Annotated in this window: 15 protein-coding genes and 3 tRNA genes; 9 read left to right on the forward strand and 9 right to left on the reverse strand. The window is 67.4% G+C overall.

Features of this window, described 5'->3' with window-relative positions:
* The first annotated feature begins 21 nt into the window (after positions 1 to 21).
* Positions 22 to 2,694 carry a tetratricopeptide repeat protein gene (locus ACYYG1_RS05230; protein ID WP_461209233.1) on the forward strand — a complete coding sequence of 891 codons (2,673 nt, stop codon included), beginning with the start codon at positions 22 to 24 and terminating at the stop codon, positions 2,692 to 2,694.
* A gap of 67 nt (positions 2,695 to 2,761) precedes the next feature.
* Here the strand turns inward: ACYYG1_RS05230 and ACYYG1_RS05235 are convergent, their stop codons facing one another.
* From ACYYG1_RS05235 to ACYYG1_RS05265, 7 genes are all read right to left on the reverse strand, one after another.
* Entirely contained in the window at positions 2,762 to 3,079 is a 318-nt protein-coding gene (locus tag ACYYG1_RS05235; protein WP_461209234.1) for a TusE/DsrC/DsvC family sulfur relay protein, read from the reverse strand.
* Positions 3,080 to 3,331: 252 nt separating this feature from the next.
* Positions 3,332 to 5,059 carry a YcaO-like family protein gene (locus tag ACYYG1_RS05240; protein WP_461209235.1) on the reverse strand — a complete coding sequence of 576 codons (1,728 nt, stop codon included), beginning with the start codon at positions 5,057 to 5,059 and terminating at the stop codon, positions 3,332 to 3,334.
* Positions 5,056 to 5,802, reverse strand: a complete 747-nt coding sequence (locus ACYYG1_RS05245; RefSeq protein ID WP_461209236.1) for a class I SAM-dependent methyltransferase — start codon at positions 5,800 to 5,802, stop codon at positions 5,056 to 5,058. The genes ACYYG1_RS05240 and ACYYG1_RS05245 overlap by 4 nt, the downstream gene beginning before the upstream one ends.
* Before the next feature lie 82 nt (positions 5,803 to 5,884).
* Positions 5,885 to 5,959, reverse strand: a tRNA-Gly gene (locus tag ACYYG1_RS05250).
* A gap of 3 nt (positions 5,960 to 5,962) precedes the next feature.
* Positions 5,963 to 6,037: transfer RNA gene (locus ACYYG1_RS05255), tRNA-Cys, on the reverse strand.
* A gap of 175 nt (positions 6,038 to 6,212) precedes the next feature.
* Positions 6,213 to 6,287 (reverse strand) — tRNA-Gly (locus ACYYG1_RS05260).
* 67 nt (positions 6,288 to 6,354) lie between these two features.
* The gene (locus tag ACYYG1_RS05265; protein ID WP_461209237.1) at positions 6,355 to 7,110 is read right to left on the reverse strand and encodes a Rossmann-like domain-containing protein; all 756 of its coding nucleotides are present in this window, start codon (positions 7,108 to 7,110) and stop codon (positions 6,355 to 6,357) included.
* Between the two features lie 199 nt (positions 7,111 to 7,309).
* Here ACYYG1_RS05265 and dksA point away from each other — a divergent pair, with 199 nt between their 5' ends.
* Positions 7,310 to 7,672 carry an RNA polymerase-binding protein DksA gene (gene dksA / locus ACYYG1_RS05270; RefSeq protein WP_461209238.1) on the forward strand — a complete coding sequence of 121 codons (363 nt, stop codon included), beginning with the start codon at positions 7,310 to 7,312 and terminating at the stop codon, positions 7,670 to 7,672.
* A gap of 16 nt (positions 7,673 to 7,688) precedes the next feature.
* The gene (locus ACYYG1_RS05275; RefSeq protein ID WP_461209239.1) at positions 7,689 to 9,200 is read left to right on the forward strand and encodes an NFACT RNA binding domain-containing protein; all 1,512 of its coding nucleotides are present in this window, start codon (positions 7,689 to 7,691) and stop codon (positions 9,198 to 9,200) included.
* Positions 9,201 to 9,250: 50 nt separating this feature from the next.
* On the opposite strand, the gene ACYYG1_RS05280 is transcribed toward ACYYG1_RS05275, so the two are convergent.
* A complete protein-coding gene (locus ACYYG1_RS05280; RefSeq protein ID WP_461209240.1) occupies positions 9,251 to 9,523 on the reverse strand; it encodes a TMEM165/GDT1 family protein in 273 nt (90 codons plus the stop codon).
* 135 nt (positions 9,524 to 9,658) lie between these two features.
* Here ACYYG1_RS05280 and ACYYG1_RS05285 point away from each other — a divergent pair, with 135 nt between their 5' ends.
* The 6 genes from ACYYG1_RS05285 to argH all read left to right on the forward strand — a co-directional run bounded on the left by ACYYG1_RS05285 (position 9,659) and on the right by argH (position 17,264).
* Positions 9,659 to 10,642, forward strand: coding sequence for a PhoH family protein (locus tag ACYYG1_RS05285; protein ID WP_461209241.1), 984 nt, complete (start codon positions 9,659 to 9,661; stop codon positions 10,640 to 10,642).
* Positions 10,608 to 12,944, forward strand: coding sequence for an HD family phosphohydrolase (locus tag ACYYG1_RS05290; protein WP_461209242.1), 2,337 nt, complete (start codon positions 10,608 to 10,610; stop codon positions 12,942 to 12,944). The genes ACYYG1_RS05285 and ACYYG1_RS05290 overlap by 35 nt, the downstream gene beginning before the upstream one ends.
* Positions 12,941 to 13,357 (forward strand): rRNA maturation RNase YbeY, encoded by a 417-nt coding sequence (gene ybeY, locus ACYYG1_RS05295; protein ID WP_461209243.1) that lies wholly within the window; start codon positions 12,941 to 12,943, stop codon positions 13,355 to 13,357. Before ACYYG1_RS05290 ends, ybeY begins: the two co-directional genes overlap by 4 nt.
* A 221-nt stretch (positions 13,358 to 13,578) precedes the next feature.
* Positions 13,579 to 14,481, forward strand: coding sequence for an ornithine carbamoyltransferase (argF, locus tag ACYYG1_RS05300; RefSeq protein ID WP_461209244.1), 903 nt, complete (start codon positions 13,579 to 13,581; stop codon positions 14,479 to 14,481).
* A gap of 191 nt (positions 14,482 to 14,672) precedes the next feature.
* Positions 14,673 to 15,869, forward strand: a complete 1,197-nt coding sequence (locus ACYYG1_RS05305) for an argininosuccinate synthase (RefSeq protein WP_461209245.1) — start codon at positions 14,673 to 14,675, stop codon at positions 15,867 to 15,869.
* Positions 15,870 to 15,872: 3 nt separating this feature from the next.
* Entirely contained in the window at positions 15,873 to 17,264 is a 1,392-nt protein-coding gene (gene argH, locus ACYYG1_RS05310) for an argininosuccinate lyase (protein WP_461209246.1), read from the forward strand.
* Positions 17,265 to 17,433: 169 nt separating this feature from the next.
* On the opposite strand, the gene infA is transcribed toward argH, so the two are convergent.
* Positions 17,434 to 17,652 (reverse strand): translation initiation factor IF-1, encoded by a 219-nt coding sequence (infA, locus tag ACYYG1_RS05315; RefSeq protein WP_461209247.1) that lies wholly within the window; start codon positions 17,650 to 17,652, stop codon positions 17,434 to 17,436.
* Positions 17,653 to 17,673: the final 21 nt, after the last annotated feature.

The following is a 17,673-nucleotide window of genomic DNA, read 5'->3' on the forward strand; positions in this document are numbered from 1 at the left end:
CCAACAAGCAGATAGGCAAGCATGCTCAAATTTTCCTCTTTGCTCAAGGACCTTCCGACCCTGCACGAGTACAGGATGTCGTCCACGGGCTACGCCGTGTGGATCGTCTGGAACGGCGAGCTCAGCGAGGCCGTGTCCTCGACCCTGCGCGACTACGGGGGCATGCTCATCGCCGAGGAATCCTTCCAGGCCCTGTGGTTCTTCTATTCCAAGGACGTGTTCCACGGCGCGGCCAGGCTCCAGGTCTGGGCCAACCTGAACGATCTCCCAGTCTTCATCCAGATCCTGCCGACCAACCTGATGATCGGCTTCCAGCTGGAAAAGGCCCTGTCCATTCCCTCGGAACTCTACAGCCAGCAGGCCATGCGGCCGGAGAAGTTCTCGGTCTGGGTGCATCCCAAGGTGCGGCCCGACGCCGAGGGGCTGCCCGGCCTGACCCTGGAGCCCGTGGAGGTGCGGGCCACGGGCCTGGCCCCGGCGTCCTGGCTGCAGCTCTACGGCGACCCGCGCATCAGCATGCCGTCCTCCCTGGGCTGGTTCTTCGTCCTGAAGCCCCTGGGCAACCCCCTGGACAAGGCCTTCCAGGACGGCTGGCGCAATTTGTTCGGTGAACTGGAGACCATCCTCAAGCGCCTGAAGTTCAAGTTCATGGTGCACGAGGGCTTTTTGCTCTTCGCCCTGGACTCCTACAAGGGCCTGGACACCTGGTGCCGGGAGGTCCTGTCCCTGGTGCGCAGGCTCAAGGCCGAGGAGAGCGAGGAACACCACTACTGGCCCAGCGTTATGCTGGCCGTGGAAAAGGCCGGGTACCAGTTCAACGAGGAACTGCCCAACAAGGTGCCCATCGAGTGGGACCAGATGGCCCCGGATTTCCCGCACATGAGCTACCGCTCGGCCTTCCTGCTGGGCAAGCGCTTCCGCATCAAGGACGTGAGCTACAGCTTCGAGCGCAGCAAGGTCTCGGACTGGTGCTACGTGCATCTGGCGGACCTGGAGAACGGCGAGGCCGAGCAGGGCAGCCTGAACATCACCATCCCCGTGGGCCTTTTGGCGGGCAAGGAGCGGCCCTGCTTCTACTGCGGGCTGCGCACCCACGAGGAAAAGGACTGCCCCTCGCGCAAGCTGCACGACCTGGACTCCTCCTGCTGGGGCGACGTGTCCATGATGGGCCTGGACGGCATCAACGACGCCCTGGCGGAGCTGGGCGAGCAGGTCAAGGACGATCCCGTGGGGGGCGTGTCCAAGGCGCTCACCTCCGGGGACCCGGGGGGCACCATCATGCGCTGCCTGATGGAGATCAACGCGGCCTCGCAGCTGCGCACGGCCCCGCTCATCTGGCGCTCCGTGGGCAAGGACCTGCCCGACGGCCTGACCCGTCTGGCCCCGCCCGACGCCAATTCCCTGTACAAATCCTATTCCGCGCTGGTGGACGGGGAGGCTTCCCATGCCGACCAGATGGTCAAGGAAGGGGAGATGCGCAACCCCAGGGACTACCCCTGGAAAACCCTGCAGGGCTTCCTGGCCCTGGAGCGCGGGGACCTGGACCGGGCCGTGGCCCACTGGAAGGAGGCCGAGCCCCTGGGCGATTCGCCCATCCATTTCGCGTACCACAAGTACCTGCAGGCCCGGGCCTTGGAGGTCCAGTCCCGCTACGACGCGGCCATGGCCCTGTACAAGGAGGCCCGCGTCCTGTGCCCGGCCTGGATCGAGCCCCTGTACCGCCAGGCCGTGTGCATGGTGAAGATGGGCTTCTCCGAGCACGCCGTGGGCCTCATCGACCAGATCGTGGACGAGGACCCCAACGCCTTCAACCGCATCATCATCGACCCCGAGGCCGAGCGCGGCGTGGTGCACATCCTGGCCAGCCTGCACTCCCGCTGGCTCGCGGCCGAAGCCGGCGCGTCCGAGGGCGCGGAGCGCCTCAAGCAGCTCTCCGCCGAGGTGGAGGACTGGTTCGGGGCGGACCACGAGTTCAACAAGCAGATCCAGCGCCAGATCAGCGCGGTGCTGGCCCTGGCCGAGGTCCAGAACTACGTGGTCTTCCACCGCCTGTTCTCGGGCAAGTCCAAGGTGGAGAAGGCCCTGAAGAACAGGGTGGACAAGGAGATCGGCGTGCTGGGCAAGCAGGCCGAGCAGTTCCGCAACCGCTTGAAGGATATCCACAAGGAGATATCCTGGTTCCCCTTCCCGCGCACGCTCAGGGAGTTCAACAAGGATTTCAACTACTGCGTGACCAAGCTGAACTGGGTCAAGCAGCAGCACTTCAAGGTGGCCCGCAATTTCCGCCTGAGCCACGAGTACTTCCAGGTGGTGGACGAGAAGATCAAGCGCCTGTCCTCGCGCCTGGTGACCCTGCGCATCGTGCGCGACGCCACGCTGTTCATGCTGCTCATGGGCAAGAGCTTCATGTGGCTGGAGATCGTGGGCCTGGGCCTGGCGCTCCTGGGCGCGCCCGCCACGGTGTTCGTGGCCGAGCACTACAACTACACTTGGCTCACGAACCTCATCGAGGGGCAGCGCTGGAACATCCAGAAGGGGCTGATCATCATCGTCAGCGTGCTGGCCCTGTCCGTGTCCCTGCTCAAGACGGCCCTGGTCTTCGACAAGCGCAAGGAGAAGTTTTTCGACGAGCAGCGCAGGTTGGCGGCCAAGCACGCGGGCAACGGCAAGAACGGCAAAAAGAGCAAGAAATAGGCGGGGAAAAGAGCAAAAAAAAGCGGGAGCCGAAGCCCCCGCCGTGCAGTCGAAATCCGGATACGGATCAGACGCAGCCCGTGGGCTTGGGCAGGCCGGCCATTTTGCAGGCGCCCTTGCCGGGGCCGGAGGGGAACAGCTCGTAGATGTGCTTCAGCTTGAAGCCGGTGACCTTGGAGAGGATGCGCACCATGGGGGCGATGCCGTTCTTCCTGTAGTAGTCCTGCAGGAAGTCCAGAACCTTCTGATGTTCCTCGGTCATCTCTTTGATGCCTTCGGACTCCTGAACGTATTCCACCCACTCAGGGCTCCAGTCCTCGAATTTCTGAAGGAACCCGTCTTCGTCGATGTCGAAGCTTTTGCCTTTGAATTCAACAGTAGCCATGCTCGTCCTCCTTGAGGTTGATTGAACGTAATGGTCGTTCTATCTCTGCCTCACACCTGTGTCAAACAAAACCGGGAAACCCGGCAGCCTATGAACGAAGCAGCTTCCGCTGCTCATTTCCTTGAGTCTGTGTCGGTTGGAGAGGGGTTACCTAAAAAGTGGACAGATTGTATGTTCGCGCTCGGTTTTTTGTCAATGGGTTCAGGATGGAATTCGTTGAATTCCTGTGCCCCGCGCGGCTCGTTTCCGGCCTCATGATCCGAGCAGTTCCTCCAGGTTCGCGCGTGCGAAATCCAGGCTTGCGTCCAGCTCCAGGGCGCTGGCCAGGCAGTGCAGGGCCTCTTCGGCCCGGCCCAGGTTCTTGTAGCACAACCCCAGGTTGGCCAGGTCCATGGCCGAGCCGGAATCCAGGTCCAGGGCGGCGCGGAAATCCTCGGCCGCGGCCAGGTAGTTTCCGGCCTTGAAGCGCGCCACCCCGCGCAGGTTGAAGTACTCCTTGACCTCGCCCGTGTGGGCGATGGCCCTGTCCAGGTGCGGCACGGCCCCCTGGAAGTCGCCGCCGCTGGTCAGGGCGTAGGCCTGGTAGAAGGCCGCCAGGGCCTTGTCCTCGGCGTCCTCCTGCAGGGGCTCGGCCAAAGCGAAGAGCCCGGCCGCACCGGCCGCGTCGCCGCCGCGCAGGGTGGCCAGGGCCCGGTAGAAGGGCAAAAACGGCGCGCCGGGATACACGCTCTCGATGACGTCCAGGCCTTGCAGGGCCTGGTCCGGAGGCAGGTCCTCGGCCAGGGTCCGGCCCACGAACAGGCCCAGGCAGGCGCGCGGCGTGCGCTCGCGGAACAAGAGCCCGGGCGCGAAATTGTAGTTGGCGGGCATGCCCAGGTCCGGATGGGTGGTGGCCACGCTGTACAGCGGGTGCCCCAGGTCTTCCAGGCCCCGGGCCAGGGCGGTGAGTTCCTCCAGGATGTCCCCGGCCTCGATGCTCGGCAGGGAGTCCAGGGCCGCGAGGGGCCCCTCGGTCAGCCAGCGGTAGTCCTCGGGGGACGCGAACTTGGGCAGGCCCGAGGCTTCGTAGTTGGCCCCGGTCTCGAAGTCCCCGCCCAGTTGGGCCACCTCGGTGAGGGCGCGGATGGCGGCCTTGGCCGGGGAGGCGGCCGTGCCCGCCGTGAACACGATCTCGCTCTTGTCCGGGAAGGTGGCCGGGTCGTGGGCCAGGGCGCCCACCGTGGGCGCGGGCATGCCCATGGTCATGTCCTTGAGCCAGACCTTGATGCCGTTGTCCGTGAAGGCCGCGAGGAGCTTCAGGAGCACGGGGTCGTCGATGGACGCGGGGTCGATGGTGGGCAACTCGGGCCGCTCGCGGTCCGCGAGGGCGCAGACGTGGCGCTCCACCAGCTCGGCCGCGCCCTGGAGGATGGACTCCTCGTAGGTGTTGCCCGCGCTGGCCCCGTTGAATTCGTTGAGCCGCTTGAACAGGTCCAGGGGCACGCGCACCGCCCGTTCTTCGGGCAGGCGGGTGGCCTCGGCGAAGCGCCAGGGCGCGAGGTCCAGGATGCGCTGCGCGTCCTCCTCGGCGAGGTCCGCGTCCCCGGCGGCGCGGGCCGCCTCGGCCGCGGGCATGACCTGTCCGGGCCACAGGGCCCGGGCCTCGGACCAGGTGGCCGGGGTCAGGTCGCCGTCCTCCCAGAAGGAGAACCAGCTGTAGCGTTCCGTGAGCTCCATGAGGGCCGAGGCCTCGGCCTGGGCCGGGGAGGCGCCCTTGCCCATCTGCTTGCGCGTGGGCATCACCCGCCGCGCGCCCGAGCCGGTCACGGACATGAACACCGGGATGCCCAGGCGGCCCGTGTCGATGCGCCTGGTCTCGGCCAGGATGTCGCCGCCCCGGGCCTCGAACAGCGCGCGCACGCGGGCCACGGTCTGCTCGGGGCAGGCGGCCTTGTCCAGGTCCGTGGTGTAGGCTTTGGGGCAGGGGGAGAGGCGGATCACGGGGTCACCTTCTTGCGCGGCTTCAGGCGGATGATCTCGCAGAGGTAGCGCTCGGTCTCGCCGCCGTCGGTGGCCTTGCAGCCGATGGTCCGCCGATCGAGGTGGAATTCCTCCTCGGCCAGCTTGAAGAACCGGATGGACTTGCGCTTCCAGTCTCTGGAGATGATGACCTCGGCCTTGTCCTCGGGCCGCAGGTGCGCGCCCAGGAATTTCACCAGGCCCCGGTGCAGCTTTTCGATGTACAGAACCTCGGCCCCGTAGATGTATTGGAAGCGCTTGCCCAGGCGGTCGGCGGCGAAGTCGGCCTTGCGGGCCTCGGCCAGGCCGCCCAGGCCGTTGTGCAGGATGTTGATCCGCGAGAAGAGCAGGGCGTCGGGGTTGATGTCCGTGATGGTGGCGCGGATGCCCCTGGCCGCGGCGGTCAGCCCGCAGATGCCCACGCCCGCGCCGATTTCCAGGAGTTCGGTGTCCCGGTCGGCGGGCAGGGAGCCGATGGTGTGCGCCAGAAGCAGGGACGCGGGCCAGATCCTGGCCCAGAAGGGCAGGTCCAGGCCGTCCTTGGCCGCGCCTTCGGCCAGGCGCTCCACGTACTTGGCCATGTCGGCGATCTGCAGGATTTCAAGGGACACGCCGTCCACGGCCACGGGTTCGAAACAGACCTCGTAGCGGGATCTGGCCATGTCCAGCAGTTCGTCCAGGGGGGCATCCAGGCGGATGTCGTTCATGCCGCTTTCGCCGTTCACGTTGGGACCTCCGATGCCTGCGCCGCGCGCTGGCCGCAGGGCGCAAAAAAAACGCCGGCTCTGCAACCGGCGTTGATTTTTGTGGAGCGGGAGACGGGATTTGAACCCGCGACTTCAACCTTGGCAAGGTTGCACTCTACCACTGAGTTACTCCCGCTTGTGGAGGCGGCATCCGGATTTGAACCGGAGAATCGCGGATTTGCAGTCCGCTGCCTTACCACTTGGCTATGCCGCCCCGTGAACCGAGGAATAGAGCCTATAGTCCAGAGACTTGGCGCTGTCAATGACCTTGCCGGCGGTGCCGGGGTTACCGGGCCACGAGAAGCGTACTGTCATCCGACGCGGGGGGCAACCCCGCTTCGGGCCTCCGGAAGAGAAAGGGCCGGTTGTGACCGGCCCGGCAGTGCTCTTGGAGCGGGAGACGGGATTTGAACCCGCGACTTCAACCTTGGCAAGGTTGCACTCTACCACTGAGTTACTCCCGCTTGTCCGTAAGGCGAGTGAGTTTCTATCCGTGTCGTCCGAACCTGTCAACAGGAAAGGGCGAAAAAATCAGACCCTGGTCCAGGTCAGGGATTCGGTGCCGGGCAGGGCCTTGAAAGGCAAGCCCTTTTTGACCCCGTCCAGGGCCGCCTCGCGGTCCCGCACCACGGCCCCGGCCAGGGCGTCCACCCCGAAGCCGAACAGGGAGGGGGCGAAGGGCGTGCTTGGGCCCAGCACGAGCACGAAGGCGTCCGCGCGGCAGAGGCGCAGCAGCCCGGCCAGGGTGCCGTTCAAGAGCGTGGTGGCCGTGGCGGCCAGCAGGTCCGCTCGGGGCACGACGTCGGCGGCCCGGGAGGCCTCCAGGTCCCCGGGGCGGGGCGAGAGTTCCAGCACCTTGAGGTCCGCGAAGGTGTCGCCCATGCGCTCCACGAAGGGGAAATGCCCCACCACCACCACCCGGCGGCCCCGGCCCTTGTCCAGAATCAGGTCCTGGCCCTTGGCCCCGGACAGTCCGTCCGGGGGCGGCAGCAGGGCGTTGAGGGCGGCCATGCCCAGGGACCGGCCCTCGCCACGGCCCGGCGGGGGCCGCAGCAACCAGTCGGCCATGGCCCGGCCGGGGACGCCGTCGTTTCCGGCGCCGTCATCGGCCGCGGGCAGGCCGTGGGAGCCCATGCGCGAGGCCAGGCCCACTCGGCCGCCGCACTCCACGGCCACCAGGTGGCCGCCCAGCACGGCGCGGCTCGCGAGGGCATCGCAGCCGGGCAAATCGCCCAGCACCCCTTGCAGTATGTCCGTTTGTGTGGTGGATTCGTCGAGCTTCGCCATGTCGCGGCTCTCCGGCGGGCCCTCCTGGGCGGAGGGCGGAAAAATTTTTGAATCCTAAGGCCCCGGTATTTCCCTACAAAATCAAACTACCCTCTGGGGCTTTACTTTTCAAGCGGTTGTGAATTAAAAAACCGCTCTTACTCTATCAAGTTGACCCGGCCGAAACCGGCCATTTTATCGTCTTGCACGGAGGTCCCCCATGGATGCCAAGGACATTGAATTTTTTCGCCAACATTTGAATGGGATGCTGGACGACATCCTGCGTAAGGGCGAAGAAACCATTGAGGACATGACCGAAACCCGCGAGGTCTACGCCGACCCCGCGGACCGCGCCACCGCGGAATCGGATCGCTCCTTCACCCTGCGTCTGCGGGACCGCGAGCGCAAGCTCATCAAGAAAATCCAGCAGGCCCTGCACCGCATCGACGACGGATCCTTCGGCCAGTGCGAGGAATGCGGCGACGAGATCGGCGTGGAGCGCCTCAAGGCCCGCCCCGTGACCACTCTGTGCATCAACTGCAAGAGCAAGCAGGAAGAAGAGGAGAAGGTGCGCGGCGACTAGCCCGGCGCATCGGCCCATGGAAGCCAACTTCTTCCGTTGCCTGGCGCGCGAGCTGGCCCCCCGTCTGGAGGGCGCGCGCGTGGAAAAGGTCTTCAATCCCGCCCCCGGGGTCTGGACGTTCAAGGTCCGGACCAGCGGGGGTGGTTCGTTTCTCCTGAACCGCGCTGACCAGCGCGGGGGACTCCTGTTCCTGACCACGGACAAGCCCGCCAACCCCGAGCGGCCCACGGCGCGCTGCATGTGGTTCAGAAAGCGCCTCTCCGGGCGCATGCTGGGCCCGGGCGTGACCCACTGGCCGGACCGGGCCCTGGCTCTGCCCCTGTCCCGGGGCGAGGAGGGCTGGCTGGTCCTGTCCTGCGTGGCCGAGCCGGAGATCGTGGACGCGCTGCCCGAAGGCTTCGGCGCGGAGCCCGCCTGGCCGGACGCCGTGCCCCGGGGTCCCGGGGCCTGGCGCGAGTATCCGCAACTGACCCCGCCGTTGAGGCGGCTGCTTTCGGCCTCGCCCGAGGGCCGGGCCGAGGCGCTGCTGGGCGCGGTGCGCCGGGGCGGGTGCGCGGGGTTCTTCCTCTACGGCGAGGGCGAGGGGGCCGAGATCCTGGCCTGGCGGCTGCCCGAGGCGCTGGCCGCCGGGCGTCCGGAACAGGTGTTCGACGCCGCCCTGGACGCCGCCGACCACCTGGGGCGCATGGCCCTGTTCCCGCATTTGCGGGACCTGGCCGAGGCCGGGGAGCGCGCGGCCCTGGGGCGGGAGGCCAGGCGTCTGGAAAAGGCTTTGGCCTCGGTGGCCCGCGACCGTGAGCGCCTGCGCGCCATGGCCGCCCTGGCCGAGGACGGCGAGGCCCTGCGCGGGGTGCTCTACGCCCACGGCAAGGAGGAGCGCCCCGAAGAGGTGGAGGTTCCCCTGCCCGATGGCGGCACGCGCACCATTCGCCTGGACCCGCGCCTGAACGTGGCCGGGAACATGGAGCGCCTGTTCGCGCGCGCGGCCAAGGGCCGTCGGGGGCTGGCCTTCGTGGATTCCCGCGAGGCCGAGCTGGCGGCCATGCTTGAGGAGGTGCGGGCCGGGCGCATGCCCGAGGCCGGGCAGCGGCGCGTGCGCGCCGTGAAGGGCGAGGACGCGCCCGGGGCCAAGCCCAGGGAACGCAAGGGGCTGGCCGCGTTCCGCACCAGCGACGGTTTTTTGGTCCTGCGCGGCAAGAACGCCCAGGGCAACCGCGAGGCGCGGGTCTCGGCCCGGGCCTGGGACCTCTGGTTCCACGCACGCGGCGGGCCCGGGGCCCACGCTGTGCTCCGGCGCGACTACCCGGACCAGGAGGTGCCCGAGTCGAGCCTCAGGGAGGCCGCGACCCTGGCCGCCCTGCGCAGCTTCGCCTCGGGCCAGGCCCGGGCCGACGTGATCTGCGCCCTGGTACGCCACGTGCATTCGGTCAAGGGCGCGGGCCCGGGCACCGTGACCGTGGACCGCGAGTTCGCGGCGCTCAGCGTGGACCTGGACCCGGAACTGGAGAAGCGCCTGGCCGGGGAATAACCCCGCGCGGCGGTGCGGCGCGGGGGTTGATCGCGTATCGGGACGGGCTGTTATATTTTATCGAAATACATCAGGCCGCCGATGACCACGAAGGCCGCGGCCGCCCCTTTTTTGACGATCTCGGCCGGAATCTTGTCACAGATGAAGGCCGCGAACATCACGCCCAGGAAACTCACGGAGACCAGGGCCAGGGACGAGCCCAGGAAGACGGTCCAGGGCTTCTGGGTTTTGGCGGTCATCAGGATGCAGGCCAGCTGGGTCTTGTCGCCCAGTTCGGCCAGGAAAAGGGTCACGAAGGTCGTGGCCAGGAGCTTCAAATCCATGGGCGGGGTCCTCGCTTGCGGGGAAGGATGTGTTCGGGTAAAGGCCCGCTTCTGAGCGCGGGCGGCGCGTTGGACGCGTGCGTTGAAAGGGACTATAGGTGTATTCCGCCGTTACGGCAAACCGAGGAGAAGGGCATGTCCCGCCACACTCAATTTGAACGCTCGCTGGAATTCGAGGATTGCGATCTGGCGCGCGATCTGTTCGGGCCCCAGGAAGCGAACCTGGCGGCCGTGGCCGCGGGCAGCGGCGCACGCGTTCAGACGCGGGGCAACAAGGTCTTCCTGGGCGCGGACAGCGAGGAAGCCCTGAACCGCGCCGCCGGCGCCCTGGTGCAGCTCTACGCCCACGTCAAGGCCGGGCACCCGGTGTTCCCCCGCGACGTGGACCTGGCCATGGGCGTGCTGGCCCGCGATCCCTCGGCGCAGATCAAGGAGGTCTTCCGGGACGAGGTCTTCGCCGTGTCCCCGAAGATGCGCATCGGGCCCAAGACCCTGGGCCAGCGCGACTACCTCCAGGCCATCCGCGACAACGATTTGACCCTGGGCATCGGCCCGGCGGGCACGGGCAAGACGTACCTGGCCGTGGCCATGGCCGTGGCCGCCCTCACCGAGCGGCGGGTCAAGCGCATCGTGCTCACGCGCCCGGCCGTGGAGGCCGGGGAGCACCTGGGGTTTTTGCCCGGCGACATGGCCGAGAAGATCAACCCCTATCTGCGGCCCCTGTACGACGCGCTGCACGACATGCTGGATTTCCACAAGGTCCAGGAGATGATGGAGACCGGGGTCATCGAGGTCGCGCCCCTGGCGTTCATGCGCGGCAGGACCCTGAACGACGCCTTCATCATCCTGGACGAGGCCCAGAACACCACGCCCGAGCAGATGAAGATGTTCCTCACTCGCCTGGGCTTCGGGTCCAAGGTCGTGGTCACGGGCGACGTGACCCAGATCGACCTGCCCGGCCGCGCCCCTTCGGGCCTGGTGGACGCATCGCGCTGTTTGCGGGGCGTCGAGGGCATAGCTTTCATACATTTTCGCGAGGACGACGTGATCCGTCACCCCCTGGTGGGGAGGATAGTATCCGCCTATGAGCGTTACGAAGACAACGAAGACCGCAAGTAAGTCCCGCCCGTCCCCGGGCAGAAACCTGTACGTCGAGAGCCAGGGCGGCCTGGCCCTGTTCTGGTGCGTGCTGCTTCTGCTCTCCTGCCTGGCGGGAGTGAAGTTCGTCAGCGGCCCGCCCCAGTATAAGGAGGGCGAGATCGCCGAGAGCGATGTGGAGGCCCGCGAGGACTTCCTGGTGGAGGACGTGGAGGCCACCCAGGCCAAGCGCCGCCAGGCCGCCCAGGCCGAGCCGCCCGTGTTCGACCTCTCCTCCCAGGCCTACGAGGACCTGCACAAGGGCGTGCACACGGTGTTCGCCACCATCATGGCCGCCACGCCCGAGAGCCTGGAGGACGTGCGCTGGCAGGTGGCCGAGGACCTCAACTCCGAGATCAGCAAATCCACCCTGAACCTCTGGCGCAGGGAGGACTTCCAGAACATGGTCCTGGCCCGGGTGCTGCCCTGGCTGCGGGACTACATGGCCAACGGCGTGGCCAAGGACGTCGCGGAGCTGGTCGGCTACACCCAGGGCGTGGTGGTGCGCGACGTGCAGATGGGCACCGAAAGCCTGAACCGCGACCCCGGGGCCGTGGCCGACGTGCGCCAGATGCGCGCGGACCTGGCCGCGTATCTCAAGGCCGACCTGCACAAGCCCCTGGTGATGCGCAAGGCGGTCTGGTCCCTGGTGGGGCAGCTGGTCTCCCCGAGCCTGACCCTGAACACCCGGGAGACGCGGTTCAGGATCGAGCAGTCCGTGGGCGGCGTGGGGCCGGTGTTCTTCCACGTGCGCCGGGGCGAGGTGGTGGTGCGCCAGGGCGAGGCCGTGACCGCGCGCCAGCGCCTGAAGCTCCTGGCCATGGCCGAGCAGATTCCCCAATCCTTCACCGTGCACCGGGCCGTGGGCATCTTCATGCTCTGCGGGCTGTTCGCCCTGGGGCTGTTCCTGGTGCGGCGCACGGGCCTGTACCGCGCCCTGGAGCCCAAGGACTACGTGCTGTTGTCCGTGATCCTGCTCGTCTTCGGCGGGCTGGCCAAGTTCCTGGCCCTGTCCGCCGGGAGCCTGTCCGCCGGGGCCATGCACGACGTGATCCCCTACAGTCTGCCCCTGCCCGGGGCCGCCGGGGTCATGGCCCTGTTCTTCCCGGTGCCGGTGTGCATGTTCGCCCTGGTCTGCCTGTCCTTCGTCTGCACCGAGATGATGGGCGGCGGGCTGCCCCTGTTCATCTTCTTTTTCATCGGCGGCGTGGTGCAGCTGTTCACGATCAAGCGCGCGGAGACGCGCAGCGAGCTCCTGGCCAGCGTGCTGCCGCTTCTGGGCTGCCTGGTCATGGCCTGGGTCGGGGTGAACATCATGGACTATCAGGGCATGCAGCGGGCCCTGGCGGGCGGGGCCTACGTCCTGGCCGGGGGCGCCGTGTCCCTGATCCTGGTCCTGTCCCTATCGCCCATCGTGGAGCTGGTGCTCGGCTACACCTCGCGTTTCAGGCTTATGGAGCTCATGAGCCTTGAGCAGCCGCTGATGCGCGAGCTCATGGTGGGCGCGCCCGGCACCTACCACCACAGCATCGTGGTGGCGGGCATGGTGGAGGCCGGGGCCCGGGCCATCGGGGCCAACCCCCTGCTGGCCAAGGTGGCGGCCCTGTACCACGACGTGGGCAAGCTCTCCAAGCCCCAGTATTTCATCGAAAACCAGATGGGCGGCGAGAACCGCCACGACAAGCTCTCCCCGTCCATGAGCGCGCTGATCCTCACGAGCCACGTCAAGCAGGGCGTGGAAATGGCCCGGACCCACAAGCTGGGCCGCAGGATCGAGGACATCATCCAGCAGCACCACGGCACGTCGCTGATCTCCTTCTTCCACCACAAGGCCGTGGAGCAGGCCCTGGCCCGGGGCGAGGAGCCCCCGCGCGAGGAGGCCTTCTGCTATCCCGGGCCCAAGCCCCAGACCAAGGAGGCCGGGCTGCTGCTTCTGGCCGACGCCATCGAGGCCTCCAGCCGCGCCCTGGTGGAGCCCACGCCCAGCCGCATCAAGGGCCACATCGAAAAGACCGTGAAGCGCATCTTCCTGGAGGGGCAGCTGGACGAGTCCGCCCTGACCTTGAAGGACCTGCACCAGATATCCAGCGTGTTCGAGCGCATCCTGGCGGGCATCTTCCACCAGCGAATCCGCTATCCCGAGGACAAGGCCGCGGCGGCCGAGGCCCGCGAGGACGGCGAGAACCGCAAGGACGGCAAGGGCCGCAAGAACGGCAAGGCCGTGGAGAACGGCGACGGAGGCGGCACCGTGCTGGCCTTCGACGCCAAGCGGAGCGCCAAGTGAGCGGGCTGGCCGTGGTGTCGCGGCCGGGGTCCCTGCGGCCCCTGGCCCGCAGCCTGGCGCGTGAGCGGGCAGAGGCCGTGCTGGCCTTCCTGGACCTCGCGGACGCCGAACTGGAGCTGACCCTGGTGGGCGACGCGGACATGGCCCGGCTGCACGCCGACGCCCTGGACCGCACCGGCCCCACCAACGCCCTGGCCCTGCCCGAGGAGGACCCCGAACGCCCGGGCAGCCTGGGCGAGGTGGTGCTCTGCGTGGACGCCCTGCACCGCGAATGCGACCTCTACGGCCAGGACCCGGACGAGCATCTGACCCGGCTCCTGGCCCATTCCTTCCTGCATCTGGCGGGCTTCGACCACGGCCCGGAGATGGACGCCCTCACCGAGGCGGCCGTGGACGCCCTGGCCGAGGGCTAGCGCCTTCCGCCCCTTGCGCGGGCACGAGCCTGTAGTTCCCGTATTCCGGCCTGGTTTTTTCCAGGGCCAGCTCCAGCGGCCCGCGGCGGTAGGCTGTGCGGAGTGCGTTCGCGCCGACGCCGGGCCCTGGTTCGTGGTTCTTTACAAGGCCCCGAATTGAAGGTTAGATGAAAAATTCCCCTGCGGGGACGGACATCAATACACAACAAGGCGACCAGACCATGACACGCGACTTCCTGAGCATACTCGACCTGGACAAGGATACGGCCCAGGCCCTGGTGAAACGGGCCGTGGACATGAAGCGCACGCGCCACGTGGGCAACCTGCTTGGCGGGCGCACCGTGGCCCTGATCTTCGAAAAGGCCTCCACCCGCACCCGCGTCTCCTTCGAGATGGGCGTGCGCGAGCTGGGAGGCAATCCCCTGCTCATGACCCCCGCGGAATCGCAGCTCGGGCGCAACGAGCCCCTGCGCGACACCGCGCGCGTGCTCTCGCGCTACTGCGCGGGCATGGTGGTGCGCACCTTCGGCCAGGAAGTGGTGGAGGAACTGTCCCAGTACGCGGACATCCCAGTGATCAACGCCCTCACGGACCTCTACCACCCCTGCCAGGTGATGAGCGACATGCTGACCATGTACGAGCGCACCCCGAACTTCGAAGGCCTCGTGGTGGCCTGGGTGGGCGACGGCAACAACATGGCCCATTCCTTCATCAACGCCTCGGTGCATTTCCCCTTCGAGTTGCGCCTGGCCTGCCCGGTGGGCTACGGCCCGGACCCGGACATCCTGACCCGCGCCAAGAGCGCCGGGGCGCGCATCTCGCTGACCCGCGACATCCGCGAGGCCTGCGCCGGGGCCCACTACGTGAACACCGACGTCTGGGCCTCCATGGGCCAGGAAGAGGAGCAGAAGAAGCGCGAACAGGCCTTCGCCGGCTACATGGTGGACGACGACCTGCTTTCCGTATGCCACAAAGACGTGAAGTTCATGCACTGCCTGCCCGCCCACCGCGGCGAGGAGGTCACGGAGGCCGTGTTCGAGGGCCCGCATTCCATCGTCTTCGACCAGGCCGAGAACCGTTTGCACATGCAAAAAGCGATCATGGAATGGGTTTTTACGTCGTAGGGGCTGTTGAAAACCGCACGTCTGCTGCGTTGCTTCGGAAAATGTGAACCCTCGCGTACGGGGAGTACGCGTCGGCTCCCCATTTCCCTCGCGCCTTGCATCCGCACGCTTTTGAACAGCCCCACGCGGCAAACGGGAAAAAGAGATAAACACCGGGGCGACCCGGAATACTTTCAATACCAGAGGAACCAATGAGCGATATCAAGAAAGTCGTGCTGGCCTATTCCGGCGGCCTGGACACCTCGGTGATCCTGGCCTGGATCAAGAACACCTACAACTGCGAGGTGGTCACGCTGACGGCCGACCTGGGCCAGGGCGAGGAGCTGGACGGCATCGAGGCCAAGGCCAAACGTACCGGCGCGGTCAAGGCCTATGTGGACGACCTGCAGGAGGAGTTCGCCAAGGACTTCATCTTCCCCATGATGCGCGCGGGCGCCATCTACGAGGGCCGCTACCTGCTGGGCACCTCCATCGCCCGGCCGCTCATCGCCCGGCGCCTGGTGGAGATCGCCCACGCCGAGGGCTGCCAGGCCGTGGCCCACGGCGCCACGGGCAAGGGCAACGACCAGGTGCGCTTCGAGCTTTCCGTGGCCGCCCTGGATCCGTCCATCAAGACCATCGCGCCCTGGCGCGAGTGGGACCTGACCTCGCGCACCGACTGCCTGGCCTACGCGGCCGCCAACGGCATCGAGTCCCCGGTGTCCCACGGCAAGACCTATTCCTGCGACCGCAACCTGCTGCATTGCAGCTTCGAGGGCGGCGAGCTGGAGGAGCCCTGGAACGAGCCCGGCGAGTTTTCCTACGCCATGTGCGTGCCCGTGGAAGAGGCCCCGGACGAGGCCGAGATCGTGACTATCGATTTCGAGGCCGGAAACCCCGTGGCCGTGAACGGCGAGAAGCTGTCCCCCGCCGCCATCATGCTCAAGCTCAACGAGCTGGGCGGCAGGCACGGCATCGGCCGCGTGGACATGGTGGAGAACCGCTTCGTGGGCATGAAGTCCCGGGGCGTGTACGAGACCCCGGGCGGCACCGTGCTCTTCGCGGCGCACCGCGACCTGGAGGGCATCACCCTGGACCGCGAGGTCATGCACCTGCGCGACGGGCTCATCCCGCGCTACGCCGAGATGGTCTACAACGGGTTCTGGTTCGCGCCCGAGCGCGAGGCCCTGCAGGCCCTCGTGGACGAGAGCCAGAAGCGCGTCACCGGCACGGTGCGCCTGAAGCTCTACAAGGGCCAGGCCATGCCCCTGGGCCGCAAGTCCCCGTATTCCCTGTATCGCGCCGACCTGGCCACCTTCGAGACGGACCAGGTCTACGACCAGGCCGACGCCGCCGGGTTCATCACCCTCCAGGGCCTGCGCATCCGCGGCTACGCCGGCAAGGAGTGATCCATGGCCGAGAAGAAGATGTGGGGCGGCCGCTTCGCCCAGGGCACGGCCGCCTCGGTTGAGGCCTACACCGAATCCCTGAGCTTCGACCGCACCCTGGCCAGAGAGGACGTGCGCGGGTCCATGGCCCACGCGCGCATGCTGGCGCGCCAGGGCGTGCTCACCCTCGAGGAGGCCAAGCAACTGGTCCAGGGCTTGGGCCAGGTGCTGGTGGAGATCGAGTCCGGTGAGTTCCACTGGCGGGTGGAGCTGGAGGACGTGCACATGAACGTCGAGGCGCGGCTCACGGAGATCGTGGGCCCCCTGGGCGGCAAGCTGCACACGGGCCGCTCGCGCAACGACCAGGTGGCCCTGGACTTTCATTTGTACGTGTATACCCGCATGGGCGAATGGCAGAAGCTCCTGGCCGGGCTGGTCAAGGTCCTGGCGGACCGCGCGTGCGAGCACGCGGGCACGCTGTTGCCCGGCTGCACGCATTTCCAGCCCGCCCAGCCCGTGAGCCTGGCCCAGCATCTTCTGGCCTACGCCCAGATGTTCATGCGCGACTGCGAGCGCGCGGGGGACTGCGCGCGGCGCGCGGGAGTCTCGCCCCTTGGCGCTGCGGCCCTGGCGGGCACCACCTATCCCCTGGACCCGGCCTCCGTGGCCAGGGACCTGGGCCTGCCCGGGGTGTTCGCCAACTCCATGGACGCGGTGTCAGACCGGGACTTCGCCATCGAGGCGGTGTTCACGGCGTCGCTGACCATGGCGCACCTCTCGCGCCTCTGCGAGGAGCTGATCATCTGGGCCAACCCGGCCTTCGGCTTCGTGCGCCTGCCCGACGCCTTCGCCACGGGCTCGTCCATCATGCCCCAGAAGAAGAACCCGGACGTGGCCGAGCTCATGCGCGGCAAGACCGCCCGGGTCTACGGTTCCCTCACGGCGCTTCTGACCCTCATCAAGGGCCTGCCCCTGGCCTACAACCGGGACATGCAGGAGGACAAGGAGCCCTTCTTCGACGCGGACCGCACGGTCACGGCGTCCCTGTCCATCATGGCCGACATGATGGCGGCCATGGGCTTCGACGCGGGCGCCATGCGCGCGGCCGTGTCGCGCGGGTTCCTGAACGCCACGGAGCTGGCCGACTATCTGGTGGGCAAGGGCCTGCCCTTCCGCGAGGCGCACCACGCCTCGGGCGCGGCCGTGGGCTACGCCGAGCGCGCCGGCAAGGGACTTGAAGACCTGACCCTGGACGAATTGAAGTCCTTTTCCGAACTCATTGAAGAGGATGTCTTCCAGGCGCTGGACTACGACACCGCCGTGGCCCGGCGCGAGACCCCCGGCGGCACGGGCCCGGGCAGCGTGAAGGCGCAGCTCAAGGCCATCGGGGAGTGGCTTGAGGCCAACGCCTCCTAGACGCCGCCTGCCCGGGCATCACGAAATCAAACCCCGGTCCGCCGGGGTTTTTTCGTGCGCAAAAAAGCGCCGCGCTGGGGGCGCGGGCGGCGTGCGTGGCGGGGAGGAGGGCGGTGCCCCGGACGGGGCGGGGTTCCTCGGCGTGGCGTGAGGAACCCGACGCGAAAGCCTAGCGGGGGCGGTAGGTGATGCGGCCCCTGGACAGGTCGTAGGGCGAGAGCTCCACCGTGACCTTGTCGCCGGGCAGCACGCGGATACGGAACTTGCGCATCTTGCCGGAGATGTGGGCCAGCACCTCGTGGCCGTTCTCGAGCTTGACGCGGAAAGTGGCGTTGGGCAGGGCTTCCTCGACGACGCCCTGTACTTCGATTGCTTCTTCCTTGGGCATGAATCCTCCGGTGGATGATGC

The organism is Desulfocurvus sp. DL1XJH-121 (assembly GCF_054819825.1).

What these genes read in the sequence shown, in the direction of transcription:
- ACYYG1_RS05230 (WP_461209233.1), top strand. Translation starts at nt 22, where the DNA reads ATGCTCAAATTTTCCTCTTTGCTCAAGGACCTTCCGACCCTGCACGAG.
- ACYYG1_RS05235 (WP_461209234.1), bottom strand. Translation starts at nt 3,079, where the DNA reads ATGGCTACTGTTGAATTCAAAGGCAAAAGCTTCGACATCGACGAAGAC.
- ACYYG1_RS05265 (WP_461209237.1), bottom strand. Translation starts at nt 7,110, where the DNA reads ATGGCGAAGCTCGACGAATCCACCACACAAACGGACATACTGCAAGGG.
- dksA (WP_461209238.1), top strand. Translation starts at nt 7,310, where the DNA reads ATGGATGCCAAGGACATTGAATTTTTTCGCCAACATTTGAATGGGATG.
- ACYYG1_RS05275 (WP_461209239.1), top strand. Translation starts at nt 7,689, where the DNA reads ATGGAAGCCAACTTCTTCCGTTGCCTGGCGCGCGAGCTGGCCCCCCGT.
- ACYYG1_RS05280 (WP_461209240.1), bottom strand. Translation starts at nt 9,523, where the DNA reads ATGGATTTGAAGCTCCTGGCCACGACCTTCGTGACCCTTTTCCTGGCC.
- ACYYG1_RS05285 (WP_461209241.1), top strand. Translation starts at nt 9,659, where the DNA reads ATGTCCCGCCACACTCAATTTGAACGCTCGCTGGAATTCGAGGATTGC.
- ACYYG1_RS05290 (WP_461209242.1), top strand. Translation starts at nt 10,608, where the DNA reads ATGAGCGTTACGAAGACAACGAAGACCGCAAGTAAGTCCCGCCCGTCC.
- argF (WP_461209244.1), top strand. Translation starts at nt 13,579, where the DNA reads ATGACACGCGACTTCCTGAGCATACTCGACCTGGACAAGGATACGGCC.
- ACYYG1_RS05305 (WP_461209245.1), top strand. Translation starts at nt 14,673, where the DNA reads ATGAGCGATATCAAGAAAGTCGTGCTGGCCTATTCCGGCGGCCTGGAC.
- argH (WP_461209246.1), top strand. Translation starts at nt 15,873, where the DNA reads ATGGCCGAGAAGAAGATGTGGGGCGGCCGCTTCGCCCAGGGCACGGCC.
- infA (WP_461209247.1), bottom strand. Translation starts at nt 17,652, where the DNA reads ATGCCCAAGGAAGAAGCAATCGAAGTACAGGGCGTCGTCGAGGAAGCC.